We start from the raw sequence: 12,641 nt of genomic DNA, 5'->3' as shown, positions 1-12,641 counted from the left end.
ACTGCCCGATGCAGGCTACCCAGCAGGACCAAAGCCCTCGGTTACGCGTGCACCTCGGGGGGCGTGGGCTTGGGCTCTTCAGTCGCGATCACACGCGCTCCGGGGACCGGCCCGTGTGCCACGCGAACCGTCCGGCACACTCCGGCACCGGCGAGCTCGGCAGCCACCTTCACCGCCGCGTCGCCGTCCTCGCACAGGAACGCCGTCGTGGGCCCGGAACCGGACACGATGCCGGCCAGCGCGCCCGCGTCGACGCCCGCGCGCAGGGTGCGGCGCAGGTTCGGGCGCAGGGAGACGGCGGCGGCCTGGAGATCGTTGCCCAGCAGCAGAGCGAGCTGACGGGGGTCGCCGGAGGACAGGCCCTCCAGCACGGCTTCGACGGCGCCGACGCGCGGCGGGTCTCCCTCGGCGCGCAGGCGGTCCAGCTCGTCGAACACGTCCGGAGTGGACAGTCCGCGGCGGTCGAACGCCAGCACCCAGTGGAACTGGTGGCGGCCCAGCACGGGCACGATCCGCTCGCCGCGGCCGGTGCCCAGCGCGGTCGAGCCGTACAGGGCGAAGGGAACGTCCGCGCCGAGCTTCCCGGCCAGTTCGGCCAGCTCGTCGCGGCTGATGTCGAGGCGCCACAACGACGACAGGCCGACCAGCGCCGCCGCCGCGTCCGCGCTGCCGCCCGCCATGCCGCCCGCGACCGGGATGGCCTTGCGGATGACGACGCGGACCTTGGGGTCGTCCGGATCCCTGCCGACGTGGGTGGCCAGCAGCTGGACCGCGCGCCAGGCGAGGTTCGAGGCTCCGGTGGGCACCTGGTCGGCGCCCTCGCCGTGCACCTCGACTCCTGGCTCGTCGGCGACCGCGACCGTGACCTCGTCGACCAGGGAAAGCGCCTGGAAGATCGTCACCAGGTCGTGGTAGCCGTCCGGGCGCACGTCACCTACGGCCAGGTGCAGGTTGACCTTGGCCGGGACGCGAACTGTGACCGGGGGTGGAACGACTGCGAGCACCATGTCAGCGTACGGGCGTTCTGGTGTCCCGGACTCCTCCCCCGGTCACTGTCACCGTCAGACCGGGATGACCGAACCGTTGAAGGTCTGCTTGATGTAGTCCTTGACCTGCTGCGATCCGAGGAGCTCCGCCAGGTCCCTGACGCGCTTGTCGTCCTTGAGCTCGGTGCGCGTGACCAGGCCGTTCGCGTTCGGGTTGCCCTCGGCCTTCTCCAGCGCGAGCGAGTCGGTGGCGGGCTTGAGGCCGGCGTCGATGGCGTAGTTGCCGTTGATCACGGACGCGTCGGTGTCCTCCAGCGAACGCGGCAGCTGAGCGGCCTCCAGAGGCACGAACTGCAGGTTCTTGGGGTTCTCCGCGAGGTCGCGCACGGTCGGCTGGTCCACGGGCTTGAGCTTGATCAGGCCGTTGGCCTCCAGCAGCTTCAGGCCGCGCGCCTCGTTGGTGGCGTCGTTCGCCACGGCGATCTTGGCGCCGGAAGGCAGCTCGTCGAGCTTCTTGACCTTCTTCGAGTACAGGCCGAGCGGCTCGACGTGGACGGGCTGGACCCATTCCACCTTGGCGCCACTCTCCTTGGTGAACGTCTCCAGGTACGGGACGGTCTGGAAGTAGTTGGCGTCGAGCGACCCGTCGACCAGCGCCGTGTTCGGCTGCACGTAGTCGGTGAACTCGACGACCTCGATCTTCAGGCCCTTCGACGCGGCGAGGTTGTCGGCCACGTACTTGAGGATCTGGGCGTGCGGGACCGGCGAGACGCCGACCTTCAGCGTGTCCGAGGCGGACGCGCCCCCGGACGAGCAGGCGGACAGAGCAGTCAAACCGGTCAAAGCGACTGCGATCAGGGCAGCACGAATACGCATTACGTTCCTTTTGAGAAATTGCTACGGGTCAGACGGAGGCGTGCCGGCGCCGGTCGGACGCACGGGCGGCACGGGTGAAACCGAGCTGGATCACGGTGGTGAGCACGGCGAGCCACGCCACGGTGCTCCACAGGATCCGGTCGTTGAAGCGCTGGTAGCCCTCGCGGATCGCCAGGTCGCCGAGGCCACCGCCACCGATCACGCCGGCCATCGCCGAGTACCCGATCAGGGCGATCACGGTGACGCCGATGGCGTTGATCAGCGCGGGCAGCGACTCGCGGATCAGCACGCTGCGCACGATCCTCAACGTCGAGGCGCCGGTCGTGATCGCGGCCTCGACCACGGTCACGTGCACCTCGGACAGGATGTTCTGCACGAGCCGCCCCACGAACGGGATCGCTCCCACGGCCAGCGGCACGATGACCGCCGTGCTGCCGATGGAGCCGCCGACGATGAGGCGGGTGACCGACGTCAGCGCGACGAGCAGCACGATGAACGGCATCGCGCGGCCCAGGTCGGTGACGAAGCTCAGGACCCGGTGCACCGCGGCGTTCGGCCGCAGCCCACCCTTGGCGGTGAGCTGCAACCAGACACCTACGGGAACTCCGAGAACGGTGGCGATGACGGTCGAGACGCCGACCATGTACAGCGTCTCGCCGGTTGCTTCGAGGAGGAACGAGAAAACGTCGGACCAGGGTGTTGCAGACCTCACGCAGCTACTCCCTGGGGGCCCTTCAAGGACCTCTGCACCGAGCCGCCGGCCTCGCCGATCCACTCCAGAGCGGAGTCCGAGCGCTCGCCGTTCAGGCCGAGCCGGAACCGCGCGACCGGGGTCTCGCCCAGTCGCGTGAGGCCGCCACCGACGATGTTCAGCTCGACGCCGAACCGGTGGGAGACCTCGGGAAGCAGGGCGCCGACCGCGGCGAACCCGACGAGCACGACGTCCGCGACGCGGTCGTAGCTGCTCTCGTTGATCGGGTTCAGGTCGACGGCGGGCAGCAGCGCACTGCTCGTGCGGCTCGCGACGTCGTTGACCAGGTCCAGCACCTTGCCGTGCTCGACGACGCGGCCCTGCTCCAGCACAGCGACGTCATCGCAGATCTTGCGGACCACGCCCATGTCGTGCGTGACAACGAGAACGGTCACACCCAGCTCGGCGCGCGCACGGTCGAGCACGGTCAGCACGGAACCGGTGGTCTCCGGGTCCAGCGCACTGGTGGGCTCGTCGGCGAGCAGCACGGACGGGTTGGCGGCGAGGGCGCGTGCCACGGCGATGCGCTGACGCTGCCCGCCGGACAGCTGGTCGGGGTAAGAGCCGGCCTTGTCGGTCAGCCCGACGAGGTCCAGCAGTTCGCCCACACGGGTGCGGCGCTGCGGTCCGGGAACGCCGGCGGACTCCAGCGGCAGTGCGATGTTGCCGGCGGCCGTGCGCTGACGGAGAAGCGAATCCCCTTGCGGCACAACGCCGATCTGGCGGCGGGCGGCACGCAGGGCCGACCCGTCGAGGCTGGTGATGTCGGTGCCGTCGACGCGGATCGCACCCGAATCGGGGCGCTCCAGCAGCGCGACGCAGCGGGCGAGCGTCGACTTGCCGGCGCCACTCGGGCCGACGACACCGAGCACGGTTCCGGCTTCGACGTCGAGGGTCACGCCGTTGAGGGCACTGACGCCCTGGAAGGACTTGGTGAGGTTTTCGACGGTGATCATGTCTGCTCCACGGCTGCGCGCGACGGCACACTGTCCGTTCGAGACGGACGTGCGCGGTCAGAATTTCTGCTCAGGTGTGTGCGCCACTCGTGACTGAGTGCGCGTCAAAGGACTTTTAGAAGGCGCCTTAGACGAGGTGGCGACGACATGCAGAAGACGAGCGACGGCACTGGTCGATGACTCGACGGCGCGTCAGCATTCGCACGGTACCCATGGTGCTCCTCCATCGGTCCTGGCGTTAGCACCTGCCCGCATCCAGCGGGTGGTTGCTGCGACGTCGTAGAGCCAGGTCTCTCAGTCGCTCCGGATGGCAAGTAGCAGTCAACCGGACGGACGTTCGGTTGCGCAAGCCAGAATCCGATTCGTTCGACAGATCACACTGTTGGCCGAAGGATCCCCGGCCTAGACCTCAGCGATCCGGATGAAGTCGATCACGCTCAGCTGCTCGCCTCGAACCTGGGGATCCACACCAGCTTTGGCGAGCAGTTCGTCAATGTTTCCCGGGTTGCCGGCCCAGCCCTTCAACGCCGCCCGCAGCGTCTTGCGGCGCTGCGCGAAAGCGGCGTCGACGATCGAGAAGAGCTTCTTCCGATCCACTGTGGACAGCGGCTTTTCGTGGCGCTGGAACCACACCAGTCCCGAGTCGACGTTGGGCGCGGGCCAGAAGACGTTCTTGCCGATGGAGCCGGCCTTCTTGGACTCCGCGTACCAGGCGAGCTTCACACTGGGGACGCCGTAGATCTTGTTGCCGGGCTTCGCCGCCATCCGGTCGGCCACCTCCGCCTGGACCATGACCAGGCCCTTCTGGAGGCTCGGGAGCTCGGCCAGGAGGTGGAGCACCACCGGGACCGCGACGTTGTACGGGAGGTTCGCGACGATCGCCGTGGGTTGCACCGGCAGGTCTTCTTGGGTGACTTTCATGGCGTCCTTGAGGACGACGTGGAGCTTGCCCGCGTTGTCCGGGTCCATCTCGCCGACCGTCTGCGGCAGTCGCTGCGCCAGCGGCGGGTCGATCTCGACCGCGACGACCTGCCTGGCGGCGGGCAGCAGCGCGAGCGTCAGGGAGCCGAGGCCGGGGCCGACCTCCAGGACCACGTCGTCCTCCGTCAACCCGGCGGCGGCGACGATCTTGCGGACCGTGTTCGGGTCGTGCACGAAGTTCTGGCCGAGCTTCTTGGTCGGGCGGATGCCCAGCTCTTCAGCCAGACGACGAACTTCGGCAGGTCCCAGCAGGCTCACCGGTGCATTCTCGCAGGCTCGCCCGTGGAGGGACGGGCTGGTACCGCGCGGGTCGGCTTGCGTTGACTCGTCGCGTTCCAGCGGGGTGGTCACCTGCCGGGCTGGCGGTCACCTTGCGAGGGTGGCCGGGCGGGCAGTACCGGGCCGGTGCCGGTCATCGCCGCTTGACCGGCAGGCCTTGGTTCACCCGCCTCGGCTTCGCCATTGCCGTTGGCGGCAGGGATGCTCGGCTCCGCCGTTGCCTCGGCCGGGCCGCTCCGCGCGTGAGCAGCCCCGCAACGACGAAGGCCGCCCGTGGCGAACCAGGGCGGCCTTGTCAGGGGGACGGAGAGGGTTGTGCGTGTTTACGGCAGGCCGAGCTTCGCGCGGCAGCCCGGCCACGCGCCGTACGTGCCGCCGGCGCGGTCGCGGAGCTTGGTCGCGATGGCGATCTGCTGCTCGCGGGTCGCCTGGTGCGGAAGCTGCGCGTACGCGGTGCCGCCGTTGGCCGCCCACGTGCCCGCGTTGAACTGCAGGCCGCCGTAGTAGCCGTTGCCGGTGTTGATGGCCCAGTTGCCGCCGGCCTCGCACTTGGCGAGTCGGTCCCAGACCTCGCCGTCGGGCAGAGGCTTGGTGCCGACCGTGACCTTCTTCGGCTTCGGCTCCTTGGTGACCTTGCCGCTGAGCTTCTCGCGGCCGACCTCTTTGCCGTTCTTGACCGTGACGCGGTAGGTGACGACCTGCTCGCCGGCCTCGCCGGGGTCGGTGACCTTCTGCTCGCCCGCGTTCATGTTCGGGTCGTTGGTCTTCTCGACCGGCGGCGCGACGGGCTCGTTCACGTTGATGACCGTGACGCCGGTGCGCGAGATGTAGACCTCGGCGCCGGTCGCGAGCTTCACGTCCATGCCGGACGCGACGGCGTCCTCGGGGCCGAGGCTGAGGTTCTCGGCCTTCAGCAGCTCGTCGACGGTCAGTGCGGTCGTCTGGACCTCGCGGACCGGGTTCGCGCCGTCGAAGAGCTTGATGTTCTTGCGGGTCTTGACCTCGACGCTCATGCCCTCGAGCGGCACGTCGTGCGAGCCGGGCGCGGACATCCAGGCGCCTTCGAGCGGCACGCCGAACTGCTTGGCGGCCTCCTCGACGGTGACCGAGCGGACCCAGTCCTCGCGGGCCTGGCCGTCGATGCTCATCTTGACCAGGCGGCCGCGGTCGAGGCTGATCTTGCCGCCGTCGGAGATCGGGGCGTTCAGCGAGGGCGACAGGGCGTCGTGCTCACCGACGACGATGCCTTCCTCCGCCAGGACCTCGCCGACCGTGCCCTCGTACGAGTGGACGGTCTGCAGCGCGCCGTCGACCTCGACGGTCAGCGACTTGTCCATCGCCATCGCGGTCACGCCGCCACCGGAGATCGACACCAGGACCGCGGCGACCGTGCCCTTGAGGAAGCGGCGCTTCCACGTCGAGGCGGCCTTGACGAGGACCTGCGGGTCGCGCAGCTCCTCTTCCTCCGACGGGAGGACGAGGGGCGGCATGATCGTCGTCTCGGCGTTGATGAGACGGATCAGCTCGTCGACGTCCACGTTCGCCGAGGCGAGCAGGTCGTCGGCGTCCGGGCCGAGCACGTCGAGCACGTCCGCGGGCGTGATGGTCAGCGCACCGGCGGGGAAGCTCGGGTGGGGATCAGCGACATCAACCGCCGTGCCGCCGACGGGCGTGAACCAGTCGGTGTCGTCGTTGAAGTCGTACGGAGCAGCAGCTCTGTCGCTACCAGACAAGGGTCGATACCTCCATTGCGGAAGCTGTGAGGCCACCGCACAGTTGGCGTTGACAAGATCATTCGAGTTGGAGCTCGAAGGTTCCCGGCAACTCCTCCTACGTGGTCTCGCTTCTTCGCGCTTCTGGCTTCGGTCCCGCCCCGACTGCGGGCGTGCTCCGAACCGACTGGGTCGGCTCAGGTGGCACGGTCACGGGACAGTAACGGGGTGAGGCACGTTGCGCAAACACCCCCACCAATGTTGTGACGTCAGTCACCCCATGGGGGTAGGAACCCTTTGCTCCGTTCGCTCTAAGTCGCATTTCAGTGGTCAAGCCCGAACACTCGTTGAGCAGTACGGGTGACGGCGGAGCAGAGTTCAGAAAGATCTTCGTTACGCAGCGTCGCGAGATCCCGAATTGTGTAATTCACACAATAGGGTTCGTTTGGACGGCCCCGGAACGGATGGGGCGTCAGGAACGGAGCATCGGTCTCGACCAGGAGCTGGTCCTGGGGTACGAGAGCGGCCGCCTCCCGCAGCGCACGGGCGTTCTTGAACGACACCGGTCCCGCGAACGACAGCACGTACCCCGCGTCGACGCACCGCCGGGCGAAGTCCGCGTCACCGGAGAAGCAGTGGAACACCACTGTGGACGGTGCGCCCTCGGCGTCGAGGATCTTGAGGATGTCCTCGTGCGCGTCCCGGTCGTGGATCATCAACGGCTTGCCGACGCGCTTGGAAAGGTCGATGTGCCAACGGAAGGCCTCGTGCTGGGCGGCCGGCGGCGAGTAGTCCCAGTAGTAGTCCAAACCGGTCTCGCCGATCGCGACCACGCGGGGCAGCACGGCCAACCGCTCCAGTTCGGCCTTCTCCGCGTCCCCGAACGAAGAGGTGCGCGTCGGGTGCACGGCGACCGCCGCGTAGACCCGAGGGTCCCAAGTGGACGCCTCGGCGGCCCACTGCGCGGCCTTCAGGTCGTCCGCCACGGTGATCACGTGCGAGACGCCGGCGGCCTCGGCCCGATCGAGCAGGACCGCCACGTCGGCCGCGTCCACGGCTCCGCACGCGTCGAGATGGGTGTGGGCGTCGATCACCGGTGCCGGAAGAGCTTCCGGCACCGGCGGTCGTTCACGCTTGTCCGTCACAGGGCGGTCACTTGACGATCGGAGCCCACTCGGGCCCCTCGTCGCCCAGTTCCTTCTCCAGCCTCGCGAACAACGGCGACGGCTTCTGCAGCGGGCGGCCGACCTCGAGCGGCGTCGACTCCCACTTGGCCTGCTCACCGGCGTAGTCACCGGTCAGCACCGGGTACGAACGGTCGGGGATGTCCAGGTCGTCGACCTCGGTCATCTCCGGCTGTGCGGCCCACACGCCCGTGCCACCCAACGCCTCGTGCACCTTCTGCGCCGAGTGCGGCAGGAACGGCGTCATGAGCGTGTTCGCGTCCTGCACGACCTGCAACGCGGTGTGCAGCACCGAGTCGCGGCGGTCCAGGTCGTCCTTGAGCTTCCACGGCTCCTGGTCGGACAGGTACTTGTTCGCCAGCGAGATCACGCGCATGGCCTCACCGGTGGCCTGCTTGAACCGCGACCGGCGCAGGTGCGCGCCGACCGTGTCGAACGCCGCCTTGGACTGCGCGAGCAGCTCGTGGTCGGCGGCCGTCAGCGCGGTGGCCTTCGGGATCGCGCCGACGTTCTTGTGCGCCATCGAGATCGAGCGGTTGACCAGGTTGCCCCACTCGTTCGCCAGCTCGAAGTTCGTCCGGCGGACGAACTCCTCCCAGGTGAAGTCGGTGTCCTGGTTCTCGGGACCCGCGACGGAGATGAAGTACCGCAGCGCGTCCGGCCCGAACTCCTTGAGGAAGTCGCCGACGTAGATCACGGTGCCGCGCGACGTGGAGAACTTCGAGCCGCTCATCGTCAGGTACTCCGACGACACGACCTCGGTCGGCAGGTTCAGCGTGCCGAACCGGCCGGGCTCGCCGCCCTTGTCGCCCGCGCCGTTCTGCCCGAGCAGCAGCGACGGCCAGATGAGCGAGTGGAAGACGATGTTGTCCTTGCCCATGAAGTAGTAGCTCTGGGCGTCGCCGCTCCAGAACTCCTTCCAGGCGTCGGGGTTGCCGGAGCGGCGCGCCCACTCGACGGAGGCGCTCAGGTACCCGATGACCGCGTCGAACCACACGTAGAACCGCTTCATCGGCTGGTCGCTCCACCCGTCGAGCGGGATCGGCACACCCCAGTCGAGGTCGCGGGTGATGGCGCGCGGCCGCAGGTCCTTGATCAGGTTCTGCGAGAACTTGAGCACGTTCGGGCGCCAGTCGGACCGCGTGCCCATCCAGCTGCTCAGCGAGTCGATGAACGCGGACAGGTCGAGGAACAGGTGCTCGGTCTCGACGAACTTCGGCGTCTCGCCGTTGATCTTCGAGCGCGGGTTGATCAGTTCCGACGGGTCGAGCTGGTTGCCGCAGTTGTCGCACTGGTCGCCGCGCGCGCCCTCGTACCCGCAGATCGGGCAGGTGCCCTCGATGTAGCGGTCGGGCAGCGTGCGGCCGGTCGACGGGCTGATGGCGCCCATCTCGGTCTTGGGGACGACGTAGCCGTTCTTCCACAGCGCGGAGAAGAGGTCCTGCACCACCTGGTAGTGGTTGCCGGTGGTGGTGCGGGTGAAGAGGTCGTAGGACAGGCCGAGGCCCTGCAGGTCAGAGGCGATGACGCGGTTGTACTTGTCGGCGAGCTCGCGGGCGGTGAGCCCTTCCTTCTCGGCCTGCACCTGGATGGGTGTGCCGTGCTCGTCCGTGCCGCTGACCATGAGCACCCGGTGTCCGGACATTCGCATGTAGCGGGAGAAGACGTCGGACGGGACACCGAAACCGGAGACGTGACCGATGTGCCTGGGGCCGTTGGCGTAAGGCCAGGCCACCGCGGTCAGTACGGAGGCACTCATGGCAATAGCCTACGGAGGCGGTGCCAGGGGGTTTTCACCGAGTGGGAGGTCTGTTTGTCCGCGACCAGGATGCTGGTGCTCGGCGTGGTCAAGCTCGTCGGCGAAGCGCACGGTTACGTGGTGCGCCGCGAGCTGAAGTCGTGGTCGGCGGAGAGTTGGGCGAACGTGCAGCCGGGCTCGATCTACCACGCGCTGAAGTCGCTGGCCAAGGACGGCCTGCTGGAGCCGGTCGGCACCGCGGAGTCCGAGGAGGGCCCCGCCCGCACGACCTACAAGATCACCGCGGCCGGTGAGCACGAGCTTCAGGACCTGCTCAACCACGCGCTGGCCGATCCGGCCGCCGGCAACGACGAGCTCTCCGCCGGCGTCGCGATGCTCAACCTCGTCCCCCGCAGGCAGGCGGTCGTGCTGCTGAAGAACCGGCTGGCGGGCCTGGAAGGGCAACTCACTCCCACCCGGCACGGCATCTCCTCGATGCCGGAGATGGGCAAGCCCGCGCACGTCAGCGAGCTGTTTCGACTGTGGCTCGTCCATCTCGAAGGCCAGGTGCGCTGGACTCAGGAGCTGATCGAGCGCCTAGAGGCCGGTGCGTACGAACTTAAGGACTAGTCAAACTTGATTAGTCCTCGCTAGCCTCTAGTCAAAGTTGACTAGAGGGGATTCAGTCATGATCAAGGCACGCGGCCTCGCGCGCCGATTCACCACGAAGACCGGTCCGGTGGACGCGGTCGCAGGGGTGGACATCGACGTCGCCGAGGGCGAACTGGTGGGGTTCCTCGGCCCGAACGGCGCAGGCAAGTCCACGACGTTGCGCATGCTCACGACGCTGCTGCAGCCCACGGCGGGCGAGGCGACCATCGCCGGGCACGACCTGCTGACCGACCCGGCCGGAGTGCGCCGCAACATCGGTTACGTGGGCCAGAAGAACGGTTCCGGGCAGGACCAGCGGGTCGCCGACGAACTGGAGTTCCAGGCCCGCTTCTACGGCCTGTCCAAGCACGACGCCCGCACGAAGGTCGCCGACCTGCTCGACCGGTTCGACCTGCAAGGCCTGGAGAAGCGCGGCGTCATCACGTTGTCGGGCGGCCAGCAACGCCGGCTCGACATCGCGATGGGCATGCTGCACGACCCGCGGCTGCTGTTCCTGGACGAGCCGTCCACGGCACTCGACCCGCAGAGCCGCCGCAACCTGTGGGACCACATCAAGCAGCTCAAGGCCGACGGCGTCACGGTCTTCCTGACCACGCACTACCTGGACGAGGCCGACTACCTGAGCGACCGGCTGCTGGTGATCGACCACGGCTCGATCGTCGGTGAGGGCTCACCGGACGAGTTGAAGCACCGCGTCTCCGGCGATCTGGTCGTGCTCGGCACGCCGCAGGCCTCGATCGTCGCCTCGAAGTTCGAGAACGCCGTGATCGACGGCGAGAAGGTCAGCTTCCGCATCCCGAACGGCGACCGCGCGTTGCCGGGACTGCTGCGCGACCTCGACAACATCGGCGTGGAGTTGCACTCGGTGCAGGTGCATCGGCCGACGCTCGACGACGTGTTCCTGACCATGACCGGCCGTTCCCTGCGGGAGGAAGCCAATGCTGCGTGACACCTGGCTCGTGTTCTCCCGCGTGATGCTTCCGGTCCTGCGCAACCCGGTCGCCGTCGTGTTCGGCATCGCCCAGCCGTTGCTCTACCTCGGCCTGTTCGGACCGCTGCTGGGCGAGGGCGGCTGGCAGTGGTTCGTGCCGGGTCTGCTGGTGCAGATGGCGTTGTTCGGCACGGCCTACGCCGGCTTCTCACTGCTGCCCGAGGTGCGCACGGGCGTGATGGAGCGCCTGCGGGTCACCCCGGTCAGCCGGGTCGCGCTGCTCGTCGGCAGGGTCGGCAAGGACGTGGTGCTGCTGGTCGTGCAGAGCCTGCTGATCATGCTGGCCGCGATGCTGTTCGGGTTCCGGGCGTCGGCCGGGCAGATGCTGCTCGGCCTCGGCCTGGTGGCGTTGCTGGGCATCGCGATCGGCTCGGTGTCGTACGCGATCGCGCTGAAGGTGAAGCTGGAGTACGTCTTCGCGTCCGTGCTGTCGGCGTCGATCGTGCCGTTGATGCTTTTGAGCGGCGTGCTGCTGCCGATGTCGAACGGCCCGCAGTGGCTCTACTGGCTGTCGCGGGTCAACCCGCTGGCGCACGTCGTCGACGCCGAGCGGTCGATCTTCAACCCCGGCTCGACGTTCTACGGGCTGGTCTCGGTCGCGGCGCTCGTGCTGGTCGGGGTGTTCTACGGCGTGCGGACGTTCAACAAGGAGTCAGCTTGATTTGATCGCCGCGTCGTAGAGCGTCTTCTTGCTGATCCCGGCCGCCTCCGCGACCTCGGCGGCGGCCGACTTCATCCGTTCCCCGTCGGCGACGCGCTGCTTGACCTCGGCGACGAGCGTGTCGAGGTCGGGCGTGTCCGCGATGGGAGCGGGACCGAGCACCACGGTGATCTCGCCGCGTGCGCCTTCCACGGCCCACTCGGCGAGTTCGGCGAGAGTTCCGCGCACGACCTCTTCGTACTTCTTGGTCAGCTCGCGGCACACGGCGGCGCGGCGGTCCGGTCCGAGCACCTCGACGGCGTCCGCGAGCGTGTCCGCCAGCCGGTGGGGTGCCTCGAAGAAGACGACGGTGCGTTGCTCGGTCGCCAAAGGTGCGAACCAGCGCTTGCGCTCCCCGGACTTGCGCGGCGGGAAGCCGTCGAACGCGAACCTGTCGCTCGGCAGGCCGGACAGGGCGAGCGCCGTCGTCACCGCGGACGGCCCCGGCAGGCAGGTGACCTTCAGGTCCTGCTCGACGCACGCGGCGACGAGCCGGTAGCCGGGATCGGACACGGACGGCATTCCGGCGTCCGTCACGAGCAGCACGGTCGAGCCGTTGTGCAGCGATTCGAGCAGCCCCGGAAGGCGCCCGATCTCGTTCTGGTCGTAGAAGCTGATCACCTTGCCGGACGGCTTGACCTGCAACGCGGCCGCGAGGCTGTGCAGGCGCCGGGTGTCCTCGGCGGCGATCACGTCGGCGGTCTCCAGAGCCTCGATCAGGCGCGCGGAAGCGTCGCGGATGTCCCCGAGAGGGGTGGCTGCCAGGACGAGACGGCCTGAACCGGATACAGGACTCACAAGCTTCACCCTACGAT

At 68.3% G+C, this 12,641-nt stretch carries 12 protein-coding genes and 1 riboswitch; of the genes, 3 read left to right on the top strand and 9 right to left on the bottom strand.

Features of this window, described 5'->3' with window-relative positions; translation table 11 throughout:
* Positions 1 to 41 precede the first annotated feature (41 nt).
* From ACIQF0_RS28475 to metG, 8 genes are all read right to left on the bottom strand, one after another.
* Positions 42 to 1,007 (bottom strand): 4-(cytidine 5'-diphospho)-2-C-methyl-D-erythritol kinase, encoded by a 966-nt coding sequence (locus ACIQF0_RS28475; protein ID WP_401034193.1) that lies wholly within the window; start codon positions 1,005 to 1,007, stop codon positions 42 to 44.
* A 54-nt stretch (positions 1,008 to 1,061) separates the two neighbouring features.
* Entirely contained in the window at positions 1,062 to 1,862 is an 801-nt protein-coding gene (locus ACIQF0_RS28470; protein WP_401034190.1) for a MetQ/NlpA family ABC transporter substrate-binding protein, read from the bottom strand.
* 28 nt (positions 1,863 to 1,890) lie between these two features.
* A complete protein-coding gene (locus tag ACIQF0_RS28465; RefSeq protein WP_360046971.1) occupies positions 1,891 to 2,574 on the bottom strand; it encodes a methionine ABC transporter permease in 684 nt (227 codons plus the stop codon).
* The gene (locus ACIQF0_RS28460; RefSeq protein ID WP_360046970.1) at positions 2,571 to 3,569 is read right to left on the bottom strand and encodes a methionine ABC transporter ATP-binding protein; all 999 of its coding nucleotides are present in this window, start codon (positions 3,567 to 3,569) and stop codon (positions 2,571 to 2,573) included. The genes ACIQF0_RS28465 and ACIQF0_RS28460 overlap by 4 nt, the downstream gene beginning before the upstream one ends.
* Before the next feature lie 220 nt (positions 3,570 to 3,789).
* A riboswitch (SAM riboswitch) is annotated at positions 3,790 to 3,883 on the bottom strand.
* An 88-nt stretch (positions 3,884 to 3,971) separates the two neighbouring features.
* Positions 3,972 to 4,802 (bottom strand): 16S rRNA (adenine(1518)-N(6)/adenine(1519)-N(6))-dimethyltransferase RsmA, encoded by an 831-nt coding sequence (gene rsmA, locus ACIQF0_RS28455; protein ID WP_401034894.1) that lies wholly within the window; start codon positions 4,800 to 4,802, stop codon positions 3,972 to 3,974.
* Positions 4,803 to 5,152: 350 nt separating this feature from the next.
* Positions 5,153 to 6,562 (bottom strand): transglycosylase family protein, encoded by a 1,410-nt coding sequence (locus tag ACIQF0_RS28450; protein WP_360046969.1) that lies wholly within the window; start codon positions 6,560 to 6,562, stop codon positions 5,153 to 5,155.
* Between the two features lie 302 nt (positions 6,563 to 6,864).
* Positions 6,865 to 7,686, bottom strand: coding sequence for a TatD family hydrolase (locus tag ACIQF0_RS28445; RefSeq protein ID WP_401034185.1), 822 nt, complete (start codon positions 7,684 to 7,686; stop codon positions 6,865 to 6,867).
* A gap of 7 nt (positions 7,687 to 7,693) precedes the next feature.
* Positions 7,694 to 9,484: a methionine--tRNA ligase gene (metG, locus tag ACIQF0_RS28440; protein WP_401034182.1), complete on the bottom strand. Its 1,791-nt coding sequence runs from the start codon at positions 9,482 to 9,484 to the stop codon at positions 7,694 to 7,696.
* A gap of 54 nt (positions 9,485 to 9,538) precedes the next feature.
* On the opposite strand from metG, the gene ACIQF0_RS28435 reads away from it, so the two are divergent.
* From ACIQF0_RS28435 to ACIQF0_RS28425, 3 genes are read left to right on the top strand one after another with little or no spacing between them, the layout of a single operon-like run.
* On the top strand, positions 9,539 to 10,093 hold the full coding sequence (locus tag ACIQF0_RS28435) for a PadR family transcriptional regulator (protein WP_401034179.1): 555 nt from the start codon (positions 9,539 to 9,541) through the stop codon (positions 10,091 to 10,093).
* A gap of 58 nt (positions 10,094 to 10,151) precedes the next feature.
* The gene (locus ACIQF0_RS28430; RefSeq protein ID WP_360046965.1) at positions 10,152 to 11,084 is read left to right on the top strand and encodes an ATP-binding cassette domain-containing protein; all 933 of its coding nucleotides are present in this window, start codon (positions 10,152 to 10,154) and stop codon (positions 11,082 to 11,084) included.
* Positions 11,074 to 11,787: an ABC transporter permease gene (locus ACIQF0_RS28425; protein ID WP_401034176.1), complete on the top strand. Its 714-nt coding sequence runs from the start codon at positions 11,074 to 11,076 to the stop codon at positions 11,785 to 11,787. Before ACIQF0_RS28430 ends, ACIQF0_RS28425 begins: the two co-directional genes overlap by 11 nt.
* Here the strand turns inward: ACIQF0_RS28425 and rsmI are convergent.
* Complete coding sequence (rsmI, locus tag ACIQF0_RS28420; protein ID WP_360046963.1) at positions 11,779 to 12,624, bottom strand: 16S rRNA (cytidine(1402)-2'-O)-methyltransferase; 846 nt, start codon at positions 12,622 to 12,624, stop codon at positions 11,779 to 11,781. The genes ACIQF0_RS28425 and rsmI overlap by 9 nt on opposite strands.
* Between the last annotated feature and the right edge of the window lie 17 nt (positions 12,625 to 12,641).

Source organism: Lentzea sp. NPDC092896 (assembly GCF_044754905.1).
In the GTDB taxonomy this organism is placed as follows: Bacteria; Actinomycetota; Actinomycetes; order Mycobacteriales; family Pseudonocardiaceae; genus Lentzea.
Note: the sequence above shows the minus strand (reverse complement) of the source record. Positions and strands in the feature narration are given on the sequence as shown.